19 protein-coding genes and 1 tRNA gene are annotated in these 18833 nt (G+C 51.1%); 10 read left to right on the top strand and 10 right to left on the bottom strand.

From position 1 onward, the window contains the following. Positions 1-114 precede the first annotated feature (114 nt). Positions 115-192 (top strand) — tRNA-Glu (locus TEU_RS09075). A gap of 36 nt (positions 193-228) precedes the next feature. On the opposite strand, the gene TEU_RS09070 is transcribed toward TEU_RS09075, so the two are convergent. Beyond that, entirely contained in the window at positions 229-1848 is a 1620-nt protein-coding gene (locus TEU_RS09070) for a glycosyltransferase family 39 protein (protein WP_050003474.1), read from the bottom strand. Between the two features lie 111 nt (positions 1849-1959). Between TEU_RS09070 and trm10 the strand changes: the two genes are divergently transcribed. Further along, a complete protein-coding gene (trm10, locus tag TEU_RS12000; RefSeq protein WP_050003473.1) occupies positions 1960-3069 on the top strand; it encodes a tRNA (guanine(9)-/adenine(9)-N1)-methyltransferase in 1110 nt (369 codons plus the stop codon). Positions 3070-3212: 143 nt separating this feature from the next. Here the strand turns inward: trm10 and TEU_RS09060 are convergent, their stop codons facing one another. The 8 genes from TEU_RS09060 to cbiB all read right to left on the bottom strand — a co-directional run bounded on the left by TEU_RS09060 (position 3213) and on the right by cbiB (position 10937). After that, on the bottom strand, positions 3213-5885 hold the full coding sequence (locus TEU_RS09060) for a valine--tRNA ligase (protein ID WP_050003472.1): 2673 nt from the start codon (positions 5883-5885) through the stop codon (positions 3213-3215). A gap of 221 nt (positions 5886-6106) precedes the next feature. Continuing rightward, positions 6107-6526 carry a hypothetical protein gene (locus tag TEU_RS09055; RefSeq protein ID WP_050003471.1) on the bottom strand — a complete coding sequence of 140 codons (420 nt, stop codon included), beginning with the start codon at positions 6524-6526 and terminating at the stop codon, positions 6107-6109. Beyond that, positions 6514-7077, bottom strand: a complete 564-nt coding sequence (locus tag TEU_RS09050) for a hypothetical protein (protein ID WP_050003470.1) — start codon at positions 7075-7077, stop codon at positions 6514-6516. The genes TEU_RS09055 and TEU_RS09050 overlap by 13 nt, the downstream gene beginning before the upstream one ends. Before the next feature lie 102 nt (positions 7078-7179). Further along, entirely contained in the window at positions 7180-8097 is a 918-nt protein-coding gene (locus TEU_RS09045; RefSeq protein ID WP_050003469.1) for a hypothetical protein, read from the bottom strand. After that, positions 8094-8231, bottom strand: coding sequence for a hypothetical protein (locus TEU_RS11730; protein ID WP_158506643.1), 138 nt, complete (start codon positions 8229-8231; stop codon positions 8094-8096). Before TEU_RS11730 ends, TEU_RS09045 begins: the two co-directional genes overlap by 4 nt. A 90-nt stretch (positions 8232-8321) precedes the next feature. Beyond that, the gene (locus TEU_RS09040; protein WP_050003468.1) at positions 8322-9068 is read right to left on the bottom strand and encodes a class I SAM-dependent methyltransferase; all 747 of its coding nucleotides are present in this window, start codon (positions 9066-9068) and stop codon (positions 8322-8324) included. Positions 9069-9099: 31 nt separating this feature from the next. Then, positions 9100-10068, bottom strand: a complete 969-nt coding sequence (locus TEU_RS09035; protein ID WP_050003467.1) for an aminotransferase class I/II-fold pyridoxal phosphate-dependent enzyme — start codon at positions 10066-10068, stop codon at positions 9100-9102. Then, positions 10053-10937 carry an adenosylcobinamide-phosphate synthase CbiB gene (gene cbiB / locus TEU_RS09030; RefSeq protein ID WP_050003466.1) on the bottom strand — a complete coding sequence of 295 codons (885 nt, stop codon included), beginning with the start codon at positions 10935-10937 and terminating at the stop codon, positions 10053-10055. Before cbiB ends, TEU_RS09035 begins: the two co-directional genes overlap by 16 nt. 96 nt (positions 10938-11033) lie before the next feature. Between cbiB and TEU_RS09025 the strand changes: the two genes are divergently transcribed. From TEU_RS09025 to TEU_RS08990, 8 genes are all read left to right on the top strand, one after another. Then, positions 11034-11294: a hypothetical protein gene (locus TEU_RS09025; RefSeq protein WP_227738701.1), complete on the top strand. Its 261-nt coding sequence runs from the start codon at positions 11034-11036 to the stop codon at positions 11292-11294. Continuing rightward, entirely contained in the window at positions 11291-11938 is a 648-nt protein-coding gene (locus TEU_RS09020) for a PAB0415 family putative ATP pyrophosphatase (RefSeq protein ID WP_050003464.1), read from the top strand. Before TEU_RS09025 ends, TEU_RS09020 begins: the two co-directional genes overlap by 4 nt. A 233-nt stretch (positions 11939-12171) precedes the next feature. Beyond that, a complete protein-coding gene (locus TEU_RS09015; RefSeq protein ID WP_144244850.1) occupies positions 12172-13299 on the top strand; it encodes a hypothetical protein in 1128 nt (375 codons plus the stop codon). A 138-nt stretch (positions 13300-13437) separates the two neighbouring features. After that, positions 13438-15513 (top strand): hypothetical protein, encoded by a 2076-nt coding sequence (locus tag TEU_RS09010; protein ID WP_144244849.1) that lies wholly within the window; start codon positions 13438-13440, stop codon positions 15511-15513. After that, positions 15510-15932, top strand: coding sequence for an alpha-ribazole phosphatase CobZ (cobZ, locus tag TEU_RS09005; protein WP_081947232.1), 423 nt, complete (start codon positions 15510-15512; stop codon positions 15930-15932). Before TEU_RS09010 ends, cobZ begins: the two co-directional genes overlap by 4 nt. Continuing rightward, complete coding sequence (gene cobS, locus TEU_RS09000) at positions 15929-16630, top strand: adenosylcobinamide-GDP ribazoletransferase (RefSeq protein ID WP_050003461.1); 702 nt, start codon at positions 15929-15931, stop codon at positions 16628-16630. Before cobZ ends, cobS begins: the two co-directional genes overlap by 4 nt. Positions 16631-16634: 4 nt before the next feature. Then, on the top strand, positions 16635-17174 hold the full coding sequence (locus TEU_RS08995; RefSeq protein WP_050003460.1) for an NTP transferase domain-containing protein: 540 nt from the start codon (positions 16635-16637) through the stop codon (positions 17172-17174). Next, the gene (locus TEU_RS08990; protein ID WP_050003459.1) at positions 17171-17383 is read left to right on the top strand and encodes a hypothetical protein; all 213 of its coding nucleotides are present in this window, start codon (positions 17171-17173) and stop codon (positions 17381-17383) included. The genes TEU_RS08995 and TEU_RS08990 overlap by 4 nt, the downstream gene beginning before the upstream one ends. Here TEU_RS08990 and TEU_RS08985 read toward each other — a convergent pair. Continuing rightward, the gene (locus tag TEU_RS08985; RefSeq protein ID WP_050003458.1) at positions 17380-18831 is read right to left on the bottom strand and encodes a cobyric acid synthase; all 1452 of its coding nucleotides are present in this window, start codon (positions 18829-18831) and stop codon (positions 17380-17382) included. The two genes, TEU_RS08990 and TEU_RS08985, sit on opposite strands and share 4 nt — an antisense overlap. Between the last annotated feature and the right edge of the window lie 2 nt (positions 18832-18833).

Genomic DNA, 18833 nt, shown 5'->3' with positions numbered 1-18833 from the left:
CGGGACTAGTTAAGCGGGGGGTTCAAAAGGTTTGCCGTTCTGGCTCCAGGTGGGCCCTGCACCCGGGCCCCAGCGGCGAAAGATTTTTAAACGCTCTTCCTTCCCTAATATCGAGCCCCGGTGGTGTAGCCCGGTCAAACATGCGGGCCTTTCGAGCCCGCGCCCCGGGTTCAAATCCCGGCCGGGGCACCAGAATTCTGTTTCTGTTTTTCTGTTTTGGTATCTCATCTACATCTCTGCGAGTTCGTCAGGATAGTGTATCTCAAATAACACAGAATCACGTTTATTGAATCTCTCTTCGAGATATGGCATCAATTTGGAAATGTTAAACTCTGAGACACACGCTTCGATTTTCACACTTTTAGGATCAGCTGGATCGTATCTCACTTGCTCAATGTGACAGGGGACACCATTGTTTTCAAGGTATTTTCTATAGGAGATAGGAACCCAAAGAGGATCAGCAGAAGTGGACTTATCTATGTAAACATACTTTATATGGTATTCCTTTAAGATTTGAAGGGCTTTTGTGGTGTTATTTCCTAATAATGCCACCATTATATCGGCACTTCTCTTATTGTAGTCAACAAAAGGAGATGCATGGGTTCTTCTAAACAGTACCGTTTTCCTTCCGGATATAGAAAACAGCATGAATGATGCCTCATAATTGCTCAAAATAACATCGTTAACGTCAGTGTTTTCAATAAGCCATGTTCGAAGTTCGTCAAAGGGAAACTCATGAAAACCAATCTGAACCCATGGACTAGATGCGAACTCTATTACAGTGACTCCAGAGATTGCCAAGAGCATAACGGTTATCGCGGCTAGTGCTTTTCCTTTGGGAAATCTGGAGGTAATGTATGCAACCCCAAGGGATACCAAAATAATATCTAATGTAAAGAAGTATAGGCTCAGCTTTTTTGCAATTAGTGGATTTCCAAGCAATATGAATATGACTCCTCCTATATACATGCCAAGGAGTGATGAAACAATGATTCTACGCGCAGGATGAGATTGGATTTTTACAATGATGTACAAACCGACAATGGCAAGAAGGGAGAGTATTCCCTTCCAAGAGTAAAATACAAAAAATGTTGCCATATCCACTGTGAAGTCAACAATTGTGTAATGAGCCCAGACTAAGCTTTGATATGGATTGGGAGTTTGAGCGTGGTACACAAACAGGAGAGGCCCCCAATAGAGGAACAGTAAGGGGATGCCAACAAAAAACGGTACAATCCATCTTTTTACTGCAGAGAGGGCTCTATCTCGGACAACGTCCCAAATCACATTCACAACAATCACAGCTCCAATTCCAAAGGTCCCTAAAACATGAGTTAGACCTGCAAGAGCCCATGTAGTACCTAGGAATATTCCATTTTTAATGGATGGTTCTTTTAAATAACGAATAAGAGCAAGATAAAAGAGGGGAACAAACACCATCAACATAAGAGTATGAGGATGTGGATCCGGGAAATGGAACGCAAGGGGAAGCAAAGGACTCAACACAGCCGCATGTTTTGATGTCAATTCACCTACGAGAAGATATATTATGATAATTGACAGGAGAAGTATGAGAATTGGCATTATATAGACTGTTACTGGCATTACAGCCCCAACAATATGACCAAGAAGCGCTACAATGGAATGATAGAGCCAAGGGTAAAAAGCATAGCCTTCATAGTTTGTGGGGTCATGAAAGACGGGAGTGCCATGGAATATTGCTTCAGCGATTCCATTGTGGAAGTATAGGTCACCACCGTAGGGAGGTCCTGGAATAGATTTCAGGTTAATCACAAGGACCATAACTAAGAGGACGGGAACTATCGCATAAAATAACACCCTGTTCATGGATTTATTCCCCCAGATTTGTGGTATTTATTTACAATCTTTTAAGACTTATCTCCTCATACCCACACAAAAACCTTTTAACCCCCTACCCGCTTCCCCCGCCCGATGGCCATGAAGACGCTCGCCGATGTTTTCAGGGAAGCCCTGAGGGAGAAGGGCATCGAGAGCATAGGAACCCTCTCCAAGCGCTTCAGGAAGTCAAAGAACAAGCTCCAGGACATAGCGGTTGAGATAGTCCACGGCAAGGGCGCAATCTTTCGCGTCCCCGAGAAGACCGCGGTCGCGTGGGACTTGAGCGGGAAACGCGTTGAGGGCTCATACTACGCCTACGCCCCGCTGTGCATGATGGAGAAGTTCGAGCCGGTTCTTACCCCTGAGGAGCTCCGCTCCAGGCTCCCGGAGTGGCCCTACTTTATAATAGACCTCCAGCTCTGGGACAAGCACACCGGGAAGGAGAAGGGCAAGGTCTGCCTCCAGATAAACCAGAGCTACGGCCTGCTGAGGGACTATTTCACCGGCGGAGAGCTGGCCGTGACCTGGGCCGGCGAGGAGTTCAGGTCAATGTTCCACGGCCCGCTTGACAGAATTACCACCTACGAAGGCCCAACCGCCGAGTTCCTGAAGGAGAAGGGGATTGACGAAGTTGTCCTCCTCGACCCCTGGGCGGACGAGGTTCTGAGCGAGAAGGACTTTGAGGTTAATGCCTTCGTAATCGGCGGGATAGTTGACACCGGCAGGGACAAGAAGCTGACGCCTAAGATAGGCGAGGAGCTTGAGAGCGCTGGAATCCGCGTCAGGAGGAGGAAGATCGTCCTCAGGGGGGACGTCATCGGCGTCCCGGACAGGATAAACCGCATCCTCGGCATAATCCTCAAGATGATGGTTGAGGGCAAGTCAATGGACGAGGCCGTTTACGAGCTCCAGGAACCGTTACACGCCCGCTGGCGCCTGAGGAAGGAGCTTCCAAAGAGGGCAGTCAGGTACAAGGTGGACGGCAAGACCTACCGCGTCGTGGAGAAGGAGCTGTTCGAATATTACTCCAGCTGGCTCAAAATCCGCTGGGAGGACTTCGTGAAGGTGCTTAGGGAGCTAGACCTCGTTGCCCTCGAAAGGAAGAGAATGCACCACCTCAACAAGATTTCAAACGCGAGGGTAATCAACGGCAAGCTCTACAGGGTAATCCTCCTCAAGAAGGCCGCGATGCTGTGCTACAACTGCTGAGTCAATCATCTAATTTTTCACGAGAGATACAAAATAGCGGATCCCGTGGTGGCAACTGTGTTAAAAAGCTGATTCCCGACTTATGCTCCCGTAGGTAACTTACGGTACCACCAAATAAAATGGGGGAACAATAGAAAAGAGGTTCAGAAGAACACTATAACCGCGTCCTCGACAACCGCCGTTTCTACCTCTTCGCCCTCGCTGAAGACGGCCTTCCTGAGTACGACGTCTTCCTTGCTCAGCTCGACCCTCTCTCCATCGACCTCGAACTCGACCTTTCCGGTCTCCTTGAGGGCCCTGGCAACTTCTTCGGCGTGCTCCCTGAGGTAGGCGGTAATCTTCGGAACGAGTTTGCCGTATTTCGGCCCGACCGTTCTGAAGTTGGGCTTTATCTCGGTGATGCGCTCTTCCAGAGCAGGCTCACCCCTGATTATCTCCAGCCTCTCGATGTTCATTGTTCCGGCGATGTCCTTCTCGATGGCCTTGAGCCTGTCGTAGCCCTCGGTGGCGTAGATGGCCACGTGCTTGAGCTTGGCGTTGAGAGCTAAGCCGTGGGAGTTCTTGTAGCGCCTCATTGCACCGACTATCTCGCGGGCGAGCTCACCGAGCTTCTCGGCCTCTTCGTCGATTCTATCCTCCCTGAACTTCGGCCAGTCGAGGAGGTGGACGCTTTTGGCACCAATCCTCTCGCGGAAGAGGTTCTGGTAGAGCTCCTCGGTGATGTGCGGAACGAATGGAGCGAGCAGGAGCATTATGTTGTAGAGCAGCTCGTAGAGCGCCGCTTTGGCTTTCAGCTTGCTCTCCTCGTCGTCGCCGTAGAGGCGGTACTTGATCATCTCAAGGTAGTCGTCAGCGACCTCGTGCCATACGAAGGTCATCAGCTCGCGCGTGAGCAGGTTGAAGCGGTAGCGCTCCATCTCCTCGGTGGCGAACTTGATGAGCCTGTGGAGCCTTGAGAGAATCCAGCGGTCGAGCGGTTCGAGCTCCTCGGGCGCTTTGGCCGGGTCGAAATCCTCTAAGTGTCTCTCGGCGAAGCGGTAGATGTTCCAGACCTTCTGCAGGAAGCGGAAGTTGTAGTCTACAGTTTCCCACTTGAACGGGTGGTCCTCTCCGGGCGGCGCTAAAGCAGTCCAGAGCCTCAGGGCATCGGCGCCGTACTTCGGAATGACCTCGTCCGGGGCAACGACGTTGCCGTAGCTCTTGCTCATCTTCCTGCCGTCAGGCCCGGCCACCATTCCGTTGATGAGGACGTCGTGCCAGGGCTTCTCGCCGGTGAGTATGTAAGTCCTGAATATCGTGTAGAACGCCCACGTCCTGATGATGTCGGTTCCCTGCGGTCTGAGGGCGGTCGGGAAGTTGTGCTCGAACCAGCGCTTGGCCTCTTCGTTGCCCTTGATGGCCTCGTGCCACTTGCTGATTATCAGCGGGGTTATGCTTGAGTCGACCCAGCAGTCGAGGACATCGGTGACCGGCTCAAGCTCGGCACCGCAGACCGGACACTTCTCGACGGGCGGCTTGTCGAAGCGCGGGTCAACGGGGAGGTCTTCCTCCTTTGCCGGAACCACGTGGCCGTTCTTACAGACCCAGAAGGGAATCGGCGTGCCGAAAACGCGCTGCCTGCTTATGACCCAGTCCCAGTCCATGCTCTCGGCCCAGTCCTTAAGCCTTAAGAACATGTCCTCTGGGTACCAGTTGATCTGCTCGGCGACCTTCACTATCTCGTCGGTGAAGTCCCTCACCTTGATGAACCACTGGGTCTTGGGGAGCAGCTCGATGGGGGCCATACAGGAGCTCCTCTCGGTGTGTCTGAGGACGCGGTGCCTTATCTTCTCCTTCTTGTAGAGGAGGCCCATCTTCTCGAGGTCTTCGGCTATCTTCTTTCTCGCCTCCTCGGTCTTGAGGCCAGCGTACGGCCCGGCGTTCTCGTTCATCGTGCCGTCCTCGTTGATGGCTATGATGACCGGGAGGTTGTAGCGCTTCTGCCAGACGACGTCCTGCTCGTCACCGTAGGTACAGTTGTAGACCGCTCCGGTTCCAAAGCTCGGGTCAACGTCCTCGTCGGCTATAACCGGTACTTCCCTCTCGAATATTGGCAGTTTAACCTTCTTACCCACAACGTCCTTGTAGCGCTCGTCCTCCGGGTGGACGAAGACGGCAACACAGGCGGGCATCAGCTCTGGCCTCGTGGTGGCTATCGGGACGTGGCCGGAACCATCAGCAAGCGGGAGCTTGATGTAGTAGAGGAAGCCTTCCTCCTCGACGTAGCCGACCTCTGCCTTGGCCAAGCTAGTCCTACAGCGCGGGCACCAGTAGACCGGGTGCTTGTCGCGGTAGAGCATGCCCTTCTTGTAGAACTCAAGGAGGGACTTCTGGACGGCGGCCTTGTACCAGTCGTCCATAGTGTGGTACTCAAGGTCCCAGTCGGCGGAGTAGCCTATACGGATGAACTGGTTGCGCATGGCCTCAATGGCCTGCCATGTCCACTCAACGCACTTCTGGAGGAACTTCTCCGGTTCATCCTTGCTGATTCCGAACTCCTTCTCGACCTTTAGCTCCGTTGGAAGCCCGTGGTTGTCGAAGCCCTGCGGGAAGAGCACGTTGTAGCCGGTCATCCTCTTGTAGCGGGCTATGATGTCGATCCAGGTGTGGCTGAGCACGTGACCGAGGTGGAGCGTTCCGCTCGTGAACGGAGGCGGAGTGTCTATCGCGTAGCTCGGCCTCTTCTCGTCGAGCTCGTACTTGTAGATTTTCTCGTCCAGCCAGAACTTCTGCCACTTGGGCTCAATCTCGTTCGGGTCGTAGTTCTTCGGGAGCATGGGCATCACCCTTTCGGTTTTCTAAAGATGGGATACCCTCAGAAGGGAGCCTTAAAAATCTTAGCAACGCCGGTGGTGCTGGAGTAAAGGCTAACCGAGAAGCGCGGAACGCGTGGAATTCAAAGGTCGAAATCAGCGTTACGGTGGACGATATGCACCACCGAGGTATAAAAACGGACCGGGGGTTTAAAAAGTTTGGGGTCAAAGAGCGAAAGGACTTCTCAATCGCTTTCAGGTAGATAGGCATAGAACCGTGCCCCAAGTATTTCAATCCATTCACTCTCTTCGCTAAAACACTCCTCAAACCTCAGGTTCCCGCACTCAAATACACCACAGTCTCCCTTAACCTTTCTAAAGCGTCCAGTTATACGGTATCGTTCTTGTTGTTCTTCCTCCAACAAGAATTTCTTTTCTCTTGCAGGCCTTGCGAGTTCAAAATACTGCAAATCAATCACTACATCCACGTACGAGTTTTCCCGCCCAACAAGTCTTAAAACGTCCTCTGAATCGGGCAGGAACGCCACCAGGATCTTTCCCACGGGCTCCACGAGGAAAAGGGCATCGCCGGAGTGAACAACTCCAGTATAGTCCTTAAAAGGATGCAGAGATATCAGTTTAAGCCTGCTGGTTATGATTTCCATATCTTAACCCTCCTGAAGTCCTCCAACACGTAACCATAAAACCTAACTTTCCTCAGCTCAACCCACGCACTTTTCACAGGTTCTGGCTTCCTGGGCCATTCTTTTATATCCGAAAGGTCTATCCTGAGGGCATCGCGCACAAAGAGGGCCTTACCGTTTTGAGTCTCCAACCGCCCTTGGATTGGAAACCTCAGGTTTCCACACTCAAAGATGCCCCACTCTGGCTCAAAGATTTTGAAAAGACCTATCAAACGGTAGCGCAGTGCCGTAGTCCCGGAAGCGGACGGTTCCAAAGTGATAAATGGCTCTTCAGCGTTCATTGGCCCGAAGGCTTCAAAGTAGGGCGGGTCGATTTCCATATCAACGTACTGGCCTTCAAGTTTTGAGAGTTTTTCAGCGTGCTCTCCAACTGGGATGAAGATGCTTATTTTGACGCCTAGCGGTTCTACAAGGAACACTGCTTCTCCTGAGTGAATTGTCCCACTGTAATCTCTAAATGAGGTAAAAGAAAGGAGCAAAAGCCTGCTGGGCACTATAAAGTTTTCGTACATGGTGCGAACCCTCCGGGAACTGTCATTTTCCATTAATTCCATAAGGATTGTACGAACGTGGAGTGGGCCCTCGTATTTTCTCAAGTTTAGGATACGCCGTTGTTATACTCCCATTTTGTTAATAGAAACTACGACTTCTCTGACATAAGCCTTGCCGTTCTCGAAGTACAGGCCAAACTTCTTCGTTACTTGGACTTCATTGGGGAGGTATTTAACTTCGTCAGGGTTCTCGAGTGTTTTGCGGATTAAGTTTATAATGTCATCTCCAGTCTGTGTGTAAAACACCTTATCAAAATCTGTGGCATGTTTCTGGAATATGTGAATCCCCCCAAACTTATAATTGCCCTGCTTGAGTACAGCAAAGTTTTGGATTTTATGTCCACCGACTTTAGTTGTTATACCCTTGGCCTCAAAAACGTCCACAATCTGATGGACTCCTGAGACAGTACCTCTCCAGTATGGCAAATATTCATTTGCGAGCTTTTCGAGCGCCTTTGGATTTGTACCTCTCCGCAACATTGCGCGTATATATCCTTTTTTGACTCCCTTCTCGGAAATTTTTGATATTATCCTGGCAGTTTTGTCAGTGGATAGCCTGAACTTTTCAGAATACTTTACGAGATTTATCCATATTTGCTTGTTTTCTGCAGTTTCCTGCAGTAACCCTGCCTTTGCTAGATTGTCGATTGCTCCCTTGGAGAAAGATACGGTTTTTAGTACTTCCCCAGCAGTATTCTTTGCTTTGATTATAAGTTTTGTGAGTCTGCTCCCGTCCTTTACTATCTCTGCCTCCCATCTGATTTCACCCGATGGTATAACGAATCCCAACGCAAACACTGCTAGGTCATAAGTTTTTGCGACTTTATCACCGAAGTGTTCCTTTAACCATTTTACAACGTCATCATGGACAGTGAAAGTATATATTAAATATCCCACTGCTATTATTATTGGAATCCACGCAAATTGAGGCCGTATCTCGTCTCCTGGCTTTTTTGGATGGGGTTTTGACGGAAGCTTCACATGCTATTAGCGGTTGAATTAACAAAGGTGGCAGTGGCACTTGCCCCGCTGATTGTCATTCCAAGGAAGAGGACCACCAAAGCCAAGGCTAAAAACTTCTTCCCACCCATGGATTCACCTCCAATGTTGTTCATGCAGATAATAAATCCAGATCTTAAAAGTTTTCTATCGAAAATATTAACACGGTGAAGGCAATCAAAAGGAGATTACTTTTTAAAGTTGCATCATTTCACCGTCACCAACCAATAACGCCGGTCGTTGGGCCTCAGCTCGTGCCCGTCCCCGTAGATTTTGACCTTCCTGAAGTGCTTTTCCGCCAGAAGTCTCATCTCCCTCGGGGTGTAGATGTTGAGCTCGTCGTCCACCATGAAGGCCTTAACGCTCCCGTCAGGCTTTAAAATTTGCACGAGCCTCTTGAAGTGGAGCTTCTGGAATGCGGGTTCAACCTTGCGCCAGTCGGTAATCACCAGCCGCTCGTCGCCCTTCCGTTCGTCCCATACTATCGGGCCGTCGCTCCCGCCGTAGAACCAGCACGGGAAGTCTGCTATGAAGACCCCGCCTGGTCTTATGGCCCGCTTTACAGAATTAAATAATTCCTGAATTGTAGAATCATCGAAATACATAATTGATGAGAAGAACATCGTCACGGCGTCAAACTCCTCCTCAAAGCCGATTTCGAGAGCGTCCTCCTGAACGAACTCGATGTTGAGTCCCTCCGCCCCGGCCTTTCTCCTCGCAACCGCGAGCATCTCTTCGTGGAGGTCAAGGCCGATGACCTGATATCCGCGTCTCGCGAGTTCAAGCGTCGGGATTCCCGTCCCGCAGGCGAGGTCGAGGACTTTCTTCACCTCGCGCTCTGCCTCCTTCTGGAAGAGCTCCTCCACGAAGTCTATCTCCCTGGAAACCCGCTCCACTCTCCTTCTGTAAATCGCATCGTAGTATTCAGCCAGAACGGTGTAGAGCTCGTGCATCGCACCACCAAAACTTGAAACGTGGTTCAGGTTAAAACCTTTCCCCAAGCTCCCTGAAGGCCTCAATTAAGATGCCGTTCTCCTCTGGCCTCCTGACTGAAAATCTGATGTATTCCGGCAGGCCGAAGCTCTCACAGCTCCTCACCAGGATTCCCCGTTTTTTCATCGCCCTCACGAACTCTCCCGCATTCCCAACACGCTTGATGAAGAAGTTCGCGTCGCTTTTCACGCCGAGTGCCTTCTCAAGTCTCTCCTTCTCGCGCCAGATGAGGGGCATAGTTCTCCTGAGGTGCTCGAAGCCATCTTTGATAAGGGACTCAAGGAAAGCAACCCCCGTCGAGCCTATGCCCCAGGGCATTCTCACGCTCCTGAAGGCCTTCTCAAAGCCGGTGACGTAGCCGACCCTTATCCCCGGCAGGCCGTAGCTCTTTGTGAAGGTTCGAAGCTTCACGATGTTTTCCCCTTCTGGGCTCTCCGGTTTCTGCACGAAGTCTATGAAGGCCTCGTCCAGGACGAGGAGCGCCTCTTTCTCTTCCACCGCATCGAGGAGCGGCCTGAGCTCCCTAACGCGGTAGAACTTCCCGTCAGGGTTGTTCGGGTTGCAGAAGAACACCACAGAATCTCTCTCAACGAGCTCGGCCAGCTTTTCGGGCTCGTTCGGGCCTTTGATGACCTCCGCCCCGAAAATCCTCGCCGCGCGCTCGTACTCGCCGTAGGTGTGGCGGGGGATTATGACCTTTCTACCCCGTAGCGCTAGGATTCCAATGAGGTAGAGCGCCTCAGTAATGCCCGCGGTGACCGTCAGCGGCTCGCCTACAAGCTCAGCCAGTTCCTCCTCAAGCCCCTTGTAGTAGGGATAGTGGTTGCTTATCTCCTTCGCGCGCTTAAACATCTCGTCGAGCCACTCAGGGGGGTAGGGGTTCAGCGACGCGGAAAAGTCGAGCAGTCCTTCCTCCCTCGCACCGCCGTGATAGGCCGAGAACTTCACGGGCTCAAGCATGGAACCACCTCCAGCATTAGAAGTATCAGGACGATCGCGACCCATTCTCCAACAACGATCAGATAAACCTTCAACGCCCGCTTTATGTCCTCGTTCTTCGGCGTCCTGCCAGGAAACCGATAGAGGCCGGGCTTTTCAAGCCACACGTCGAGGACGGCACTCATGGCTGAAATGGGCTTGTCGGAGTTGAGTTTGAATCTCGCGAGGAGGTAGTGCCCGAATACCTTCCTTCCGCCGAGCGGGAGGTAGAGGAGAACCGTCAGCCTAGCAGGGATAAAGTTGAGGACGTCGTCAACTCTCGCCGGGAACTTGCCGAAGAACTCGTAGCGCTCGTTCCTGTACCCGAGCATGGCATCGAGGGTGTTCACAGCGCGGTAAACTAATGCCCCTGGAAGACCAAAAAGGAGGAAGTAAAAGAGCGGGGCAACAACGGAGTCGTTGAGGTTCTCGGCAAGGCTCTCTATCGCGGCCGAGTTCAGGTGGGCCCCGTCGAGGGTGCTGGTGTCTCTGCTCACTATCATCGAGACGGCCTTCCGCTTTTCCTCAATGTCCTCTGTTACTGTTCTTGCGACGTGCTTGTACAGGCTCCTCACTGCAAAGGAGCTTTTGAGGAGGTAAACCGCAAGGGCGTAGTTGAGAGGGAACGGGAGGTAAAATGGGACTGTTGAGAGCACAAGGGCAAAGGCCACCACAATGAGGGTTGTAAAAGCTCCTGCGAGGAAATCGAGAACTGGGCCTCTTCTCTTCCATCTCCTGTCTAGAAAGCCCGCTATGCTCCCGAACCACACTACGGGGTGGAGTTTGGCCGGCGGCTCCCCGAGGAGAAAGTCCCATAGCAGGGCAAGGAGGAAAATGGCAGTTGGCTCCATTTTGTGGCCTCCCTTGTTTAATGGTGACTCTTGGTATTGTGTTTCCTTCACGAGTTGGGCATAATGGATAAAAAGTCCGGGGGGTTTATAGGTTTGGTGGTTCCGGTGGTTGAGACAAGGAAGTGTCCGTTCTGCGGAGGGACGATGGTGCCGAGCAAAACTGAGAGCCACGGGTATTCCACTTACTTCTGGGTTCCGCCCTGGAAGAGCAAGACCACGGGCCTGCTGAAGGGTGCCGTCTACGGGAAGGGCTGGCTCTGCCTCGATTGCGGGGCGTTGATACCCTACGTTGATGCCGAGACGGTTGCAAAGCTTAGAGAGGAGTACGAGCAGTTAAAGCTGGAGGGAAGGATTTGAAGGGCGTAGCATTCTTTTCGGGCGGGAAAGATGGCCTCTACGCGCTCCACCTTGCCCAAAAAAGCGGAATAGATGTCCCATACTTAATTGCGCTTAAAACGACGATAGGAGCCTCCCCCCACTGGGAGAACTTCTCGGCCCTTGAGGCGTTAGCGAGGGCCATGGGGAAGGAACTCCTCACGTTTGACATGGCGCGGGGTAGCGGAGCGCTGGCCGAGTTTATCTCCTCGCTCGACGTTGACTACCTCATCGCGGGGGACGTCCTCCTTGAGGATCACTATCGCTGGGTTGAGCGCCTTGCTATGGAAGCTGGGGTTAAAGCCCTTGAGCCCTTATGGGGCAAGGATACTAAGAGACTGGCCGGGGAAATCCTGGGGGCTGGCTTTGAGTACGCGATTATAGCCGTGAACCAGGAGAAGCTCGGCAAAGAGTGGCTCGGCTACACCTTCCGCTCCCTCGGAGATTTGGAGCGCTTCCTTGAGCGGAATCCCGATGCTGACCCAATTGGCGAGTTCGGGGAGTTCCACACCGTCGTCCTGGCTTCTCCGCTCTTTGAGGGGCGCTTTGACATCGAAGTCCTGTCCAGAGGGGAGAGCAGGAGGTATTACTGGGTTAGGTTTGGGCTAAGAAAGGAGAAAAGGTAAATAGGGGCAGGGCAAAAAATACGGTGGGTGATGGAATGGGCGAGATATTGCTCAGGATAACCGTCCCTGAGGGTTGGAGTGAGGAGATGAGAAGAGCCCTAGGAGCGAAGACTTGTCGTGGACGTTGCGAGAGCTCCAAAGAGAATGTTACGCAAAGACCAACTTCGTGATTATCTTAGAATATCTCTGAGCAAGAATAAATGTTTAAAACTTAACTTACGAACCCCACCATGGTGAGAGACATGGAGAGCTACTATGACAATGTACCTGAGTTCCGCTATTGGGATGTAAGTGCTTGGAGGAAGTACATAGAGAAGTACATTGGCAGGATATACACCATTACTGAAGCGTTGCTACAGTTTAGGGAGCATCTTAAGACATGGGAGGGAGAAAGGCTTTCTGAGGTTCCTGAAGAATACAGAAAGTTTTTCATAGGGGGAGTAACAGAGGAGGGGCCCTCTGAAAATGCTCTTTCATGGCTTGTGTGGTCGGTATATGGAGCAGGGATTACAGAATTTGACAAGCTCAGAGATATGCTAAAAGCCAATGAACATGAAGGTGCACTCCAAATTTGTCAAGTTCGCTTTATTGATGAGGACTCAGTTGAGTTTCTGAAATTCCTCAAAAAAGCAAACCACCTTTCGAAAGATATCCTTTCAAAGGCTCTTATCACGGTACCCACGAGTTTTTCTCCATATGACCTCGTTAGGAACCCCCGTGAGTTTGTAAAAGCTATCGGGGAACTATATCTGGCATCCGCAAACTTTAGTGCAGCTCACAACTACTACACGTTCTTTATCATCAGCACGAGGAACATTCACTACAAGTATCTGCTAACCGCATATCCAAGGCTTGAGACTAACTTTGGGGTAGTAAGGGAGTTTCTGAAGCTTGAGCCAATGTTCGAGCCTTCCATTGAGATTGAATCACTAAGGAGGAAATACACAATCTGGACTCACTCCAAAGGTGGTCTTGCAGATAAGATTTACTCCCTTAATGAACTCGTCATGGAGACATTCAACTTTCCTGAAAACAGAAAGCACAGGATTAAGAGGATACTTAAGTATGCAATTCAGGAACCGGAAGACTTGAAGCTAACTTACTACCAGCTTGCGAAGGATGCCTTGGAGAAAGTGGTAGCCGATGTAGAAGCAAAATTGTACCATCAGTTCAATACCAATAAGCTCACAATTACTATCAACGACCTCTCTGTGACTGTTGGGAACAAATATGGGTTCCAGAGAACCATGTCCTTGCCACTGTTCCTTAACACTATTGGTCCCTGGCTTTTCCTGGGATTGGGAAAGCTCGAACGTGGGTCAGAACCTAACACTCTGGTATACAAACCCGTTGAAGTGTGATGGGGGATACTCATGTCTAACGAGCGGGTACTGACGAAAAGTATTGCCTCCCTTGAGCGACGAGAGCGCATAAGACGACTTAAACACCACGATGAAAAAGGACAACAGGGTTCCAAACCAACGACAATGGAGCACCATATGAGCATAGATGAAGGCATGGTTTCAGTACCAGAGCTTTCGTTTTTGATGTATCGGGTTAGCATTACCCCCAAAGTGAAGTGGGACATTGAATTAAACTCCTCCCCCCTCCCACAGGTTGAGCTCAAAGAGCCCCATGCCTTGGCCTTAGCCGTCCTAAATGATTCTCTTTTTGAGAAAAGACACAATCCTGTCCTTGTTCCATTTATTTCCCTTGATTCCCCAAGTGAGGAGGTTCCAGTTATCAAAGTTGATTCCAATGTTTATACTCCACTTCACACGACCATATTAGTACCTCCCATTGAATTGCCCTCGGCTAAAATTTCAAGTGAAATCAACTTCGAGCCCCACGTTATGAGGAGGCAACTCTCCATACCTAAACTTGAGCTTGATGAGAGACCCAATCTCAACATTGAGGTTAAAGTAGAGTCGGAAATTTCAGACTTTAGGCATGCCTCAGTTATACCGCAGGTAAGGCTCTCGCTCACGAAGTTTAAGATACTGAGCGTTGAGTTGGACAGTGAAATACCTGTTGTGGATTTTTCTATTTCGGTGCCATTACTTAATATCAATCCCTTATCCTCACCGCAGATTGGCCAAGTGGTAAATGTTACTACTGAGGTAAAGTTCCATGCGCCACGTGGGCCCATAGTTCCCTATCTCCGCTTACGTTCACTTGAGGATACCACGAGGGGGGCTGACAATGTGGCCATAGACGCAGAGATTAAGATAACTCCAAAAACTGAACCGAGAACAGCCAGAATTCTCACCCAAGAACGGAGAGAATTAGTTTCAAGGAGAATAAAGCAAGATTCTTCTGTTAGGCCTGTGGAGGTTGAAGCTACATCTAACCCAGAGGTTGGTTCAGGAGAGGGTTCTTCTGAACTTAAGGATCCTCTTGAGGTTCTGTTTGGTGCAGGGGTTGGGAAAATCCGCGACCTTGAGCCTCTCGTGATATTGTTCGAGGAGCTACCGGATGATAGTTATAAGGATACGTTTACGGAGCTCTTGCTAAGGATATACAGGGAAAAACATGGTGGTTATCCAGAAGTTAAAGAGTTAAGCCTAGATGAGGAATGGAACAAACAGGAAATCGAACGGTGGCTCGACGAAGGAAAAATATTTTTAATTGATTTGGATGGGGGAGAAGATGCCAAAATAAACGAGCGGTTGCTGGCTGATAGACTATGGGCAATTTTCTCGAAAAGGAAAGGAATTGTAATATTCTACACAAGGGATATGGAGAAGTTCAAGAAATATAAGCGCATGCTTACAAGTCCAAGCGGCATCAACTGGAGAGATTTACACTTCAAGTTAAGAATTGTTGAAGTTCATTCACCAAAGCTCTCTATCAACGAAAAGCGCAAACTTGCAAGTTTAATTTATGGATATGGAATAAAAATTAAGCTTCCAGACATCGACATTATGACTTTCACGGACAGCATATTTAACATGTCCAAAGAGGAATACGAGAAGAAGCTTAAGAAACTCGTTGGGAAGTACTCCATCGTTGGTATTATTAACGAGGCCGAAGATAAAAAAGGAACCGAAAATGAAAGTCCCGAGCACTATGCTGGTAAGGTTTTCATAGTTAACTACCTTATTAAGAAGCTTCAGGAGGAAGAGGAAATTTCAAAGGACTTTAACGAGATAGAATGGGATAAAGTGGAGAGAGAATACATTTGGACTGAAACTCCCATTAAAGTAAAGGACGAGAGTAAAAAGATTGTCCCTGACGTCACATTTGTTCCTGAGGGAGAACACTACGAGTTTGAGACCCTCTTCGGCGAGGGATTCTCTAAGATAAGTGGGAAAACTCTGAAAAAATACCACAAGTACGCACCTAACAGTAAAGTCAGAATAGTTGTGGAGCCCATAACAGCTTTCCTCCATATGAACGAGTTCTCGACGTTGATTAAGCTTATAAAGAAGGGGAACCGGTTCGGGGAACTTGACGTCAGGTTCTACACTTTTGATGTTGAAAAAGAGAGGTTATTGGACTTAGAATCCTACCTAAGAGAGCTGAGAAAGTTCCTCAAAGAGATATCAAAGCATAGAACGGAGGAAGCGCGGTGACCCCCGAAGAACTTCTCTCTCGCCTCGAATCCAGAGGTATAACCCTTGAAAAGATGCTTGACACCGCGCTGGGACTCTACATCGGCGACGGAGAAGAGGAAGTCCGGGAGAAACTGCGAGAGTTGATGCTCCGCTATCTTGGGGACATCAACGTTCAAGCTCTGCTCCTCTCGGCCCTGCTCCTTGAGGAGAACTTCAGCGTCGAGGGCGACCCTGTCAACCTTGTCGCCGATGAACTTATTGGAATAGACATCGCAGAGTACATCGGCGGGAAGATGGCGCTCTTCAACTTCTTCTATTACGACACGAAAAAGCCAGGAATCCTGGCCGAGCTCCCGCCCTTTCTCGACGACGCCATCGGCGGCTTCATAGCGGGTTGCATGACGAGGCTCTTTCAAGAGACGGGTGAAAAGCCATGAAGAACCTGCTTCCCTTCTTCACCCGGATTCCAGTAAGGGGAGACTTTGAGAAGATTAGAGAAGAGCTGTGGGCGCTCCCCCTTCTCGCACCCCTGACTTCTGCCCTAGGGACTCTAGTTCTTTACTTAAACCTCCCCCTCGCGAACGTCCTGGCGGTTTTGGTCCTTTACCTCACGATAGGCCTGCTCCACCTCGACGGCTTAGCCGACTGGGCCGATGGGGTGATGGTCAAGGGCGACCGCGAGAGGAAGATAATGGCAATGAAAGACCTCAACACCGGGATAGCGGGACTTTTTGCCGTCATTATGGTTCTCTTCCTGCAGGTCTATTCGCTACCGCTTCTCCCGTTCTATGCGTTGTTTTTGGCGGAGCTGAACTCAAAGTTCGCAATGCTCATTGCTCTGGCGACGAAAAAGCCACTCGGCCAGGGACTTGGAGCCTACTTTATGGAAGGTCTTAATAAGAAACAGCTTGTCCTCGGAACTGCCCTTTACTTAGCGCTGCTTTTGCCCTTTGCTTATTTTGACCTGCGCTCACTCTCTTCACTCGCCGGCCTCGTGGCCGGGATTTACGTAGTTCGCCTCTCCATTAAGGAGTTCGGCGGCCTGAATGGGGACTGCATCGGTGCTGTGGCGGAGATAACGAGAGCGGGGGTGCTCTTAGGGATGGCGATGGTTTGGAGCTACTTTGGGGGCTGAGAGCATGATAGTCATAATGGCCGGCGGAAGGTCGAGCAGAATGGGCCGGGAGAAGCCCATCCTGAGGGTTGGAGGAGTGCCGATGCTCCTGCGGGTTTATTACGAGGCCGAAAAAGCCGGCGAGACTGTGGTGGCCCTCTCGCGGAACACCCCCAAGACGAGGGAGCTCTGCCTCCGCGAGGGAGTTCCCTTCTTTGATACTCCCGGGAAGGGCTACGTTGAGGATATTAAATGGCTCCTCTGCGAGTTCGGGCCCTTCGTCAGCGTTTCCTCCGACCTGCCGTTTGTTACGACGGGCGACATTGCGGCAGTAAAACAGGCCTTCGACGGCGAGACGAACCTGACGGGAGTCCTCCCGCTGTGGCTGGTTCCGAGGGACTTAAAGCCCTTAACATACAATGGCTATGCAATCGTTGGTCTGAACGCCGTCGGGACGAGAGGAGAAAGTTTTTTCGAGCTGAGCAACCCCCTGCTGGCCCTCAACGTGAACACGCCGGAAGAGTTAAGGCTTGCCAATAGGATAGCGAGGTTGGTGGGAAGGTGAGGGAGAGCGAGATTAAAGGGACGGTGGCGTTCGTCCTCTTCCTGATACTTGCCGTGCTGTTCCTCTCTGGCTTCCTGCTCCTCGCGGTGGTTTTAATCGCGGTTGGCCTGCTGGTCTTCATCGGGTTCTACATCTACCTTCACCTGAAGCTCTGGTGGGCGAGGAGACACCCGCCGAAGGAGCTTGAGGGGCCTGCGGATTATTTTTAAAGTCCAAGCTCCCCTAAAATCCTCCTCACGTTGAGGTTCTCCTCAACAAGCTTTGCGAACCTCTCGATTTCCTCCTCGATGCTCCAGCGTTCGATTGAAACCAGCTCAAGGCCATTTTCCGCCCTCAGGAAGTTGAGGAAGCGTTCCGTGAAGGCGAAGTTGTGGAATATTCCGTGGAGGTAAGTCCCAAAGGCCCTCTCGCCTATCGCCCCCTCAGGCTCGAAGGTTCTGGCACCGTTGATCGCCTTAATTACCGAGAACGGTCTTTCCGAGACGCTCCTTCCGAAGCGTATCTCGTAGCCCTCGACGGCCATTCCCCTAGCAGGTTCCCATAGAACCTCGGCGTTGAGGTGGTTCGTCCGCTTGTTCCGCTCAAAGACGGTTTTGGCTGGCAACAGGCCGATGCCCTTAACTTCCCCGCGCCCCGATTCGACGGTGTCAATGATTTTCTCCCCGAGCATCTGGAAGCCGCCGCAGATTCCAACGACGAAAGAGCCCTCGTGGTGGGCCTCGATTATCGCCTCCTCAAAGCCGTTCTCTCTCAGCCACAGCAGGTCTTCGACAGTGTTCTTGCTCCCGGGGATTATAATAACGTCGCCTTTGATTTCCTCCGGCTTCGTCACGTAGTCAACGCCGTTCGCCCAGTGAAGTGGCTCAAAGTCCGTGAAGTTGCTTATGTGTGGGAGCCTGATTATCTGAATGTGGAGGTCGCCCCTGACCTTCGGGAACTCTGTCAGGGAGTCCTCCTCTGGCAGGCGGTGCTCGGTGTAGGGGATGACTCCCAGCGTCGGCTTTCCGTATCGCCTTTCGAGGTACTGGAAGCCAGGCTCAAGCAGTGAAGCGTCCCCGCGGAACTTGTTGAAGACGAAGCCCATCACGAGCTCCCGCTCTTCCTCGCTTAGAAGCTCCATCGTGCCGACTATTGAGGCAAAGCTTCCCCCGCGGTCTATGTCGGTGACCAGGATAACCCTGGCGTTGGCGTGTCTGGCAACGCGCATGTTGGCAATGTCGTAGTCCTTCAGGTTGATTTCCACGGGGCTCCCGGCCCCCTCAATTATCACGAGGTCGTGCTTTTCCTTGAGCTCGTCCAGCACCGCCATGGCCTTTCTGAACAGCTCCTCCTTCTTGGACAGCATGTAGTCCCTCGCAGAAACGCTCCCAATGGGCTTCCCCATGAAGACGACCTGGCTCCGCATGTTCCCCTCAGGCTTGAGCAGAATCGGGTTGAACTTCACGGAGGGCTTTTTGCGGCATGCCAGGGCCTGCAGATACTGGGCCCGACTTATTTCCCCACCCTCTACGCTCGGCGCCGAGTTGAGGCTCATGTTCTGGCTCTTGAAGGGGACGACATCATAGCCGAGGTTCGTGAGAATTCTGCAGAGCGCAAGTGCCAGCAGGGACTTTCCGGCTCCCGAAGATGTTCCCTGAACCATAATCGCCTTTCCCATTT

This window comes from Thermococcus eurythermalis, from assembly GCF_000769655.1.
Lineage (GTDB): Archaea > Methanobacteriota_B > Thermococci > Thermococcales > Thermococcaceae > Thermococcus > Thermococcus eurythermalis.
Note: the sequence above shows the minus strand (reverse complement) of the source record. Positions and strands in the feature narration are given on the sequence as shown.

What these genes read in the sequence shown, in the direction of transcription:
- TEU_RS09070 (WP_050003474.1), bottom strand. Translation starts at nt 1,848, where the DNA reads ATGAACAGGGTGTTATTTTATGCGATAGTTCCCGTCCTCTTAGTTATG.
- trm10 (WP_050003473.1), top strand. Translation starts at nt 1,960, where the DNA reads ATGAAGACGCTCGCCGATGTTTTCAGGGAAGCCCTGAGGGAGAAGGGC.
- TEU_RS09060 (WP_050003472.1), bottom strand. Translation starts at nt 5,885, where the DNA reads ATGCTCCCGAAGAACTACGACCCGAACGAGATTGAGCCCAAGTGGCAG.
- TEU_RS09055 (WP_050003471.1), bottom strand. Translation starts at nt 6,526, where the DNA reads ATGGAAATCATAACCAGCAGGCTTAAACTGATATCTCTGCATCCTTTT.
- TEU_RS09050 (WP_050003470.1), bottom strand. Translation starts at nt 7,077, where the DNA reads ATGTACGAAAACTTTATAGTGCCCAGCAGGCTTTTGCTCCTTTCTTTT.
- TEU_RS11730 (WP_158506643.1), bottom strand. Translation starts at nt 8,231, where the DNA reads ATGAACAACATTGGAGGTGAATCCATGGGTGGGAAGAAGTTTTTAGCC.
- TEU_RS09040 (WP_050003468.1), bottom strand. Translation starts at nt 9,068, where the DNA reads ATGCACGAGCTCTACACCGTTCTGGCTGAATACTACGATGCGATTTAC.
- TEU_RS09035 (WP_050003467.1), bottom strand. Translation starts at nt 10,068, where the DNA reads ATGCTTGAGCCCGTGAAGTTCTCGGCCTATCACGGCGGTGCGAGGGAG.
- cbiB (WP_050003466.1), bottom strand. Translation starts at nt 10,937, where the DNA reads ATGGAGCCAACTGCCATTTTCCTCCTTGCCCTGCTATGGGACTTTCTC.
- TEU_RS09010 (WP_144244849.1), top strand. Translation starts at nt 13,438, where the DNA reads ATGAGCATAGATGAAGGCATGGTTTCAGTACCAGAGCTTTCGTTTTTG.
- cobS (WP_050003461.1), top strand. Translation starts at nt 15,929, where the DNA reads ATGAAGAACCTGCTTCCCTTCTTCACCCGGATTCCAGTAAGGGGAGAC.
- TEU_RS08995 (WP_050003460.1), top strand. Translation starts at nt 16,635, where the DNA reads ATGATAGTCATAATGGCCGGCGGAAGGTCGAGCAGAATGGGCCGGGAG.
- TEU_RS08985 (WP_050003458.1), bottom strand. Translation starts at nt 18,831, where the DNA reads ATGGGAAAGGCGATTATGGTTCAGGGAACATCTTCGGGAGCCGGAAAG.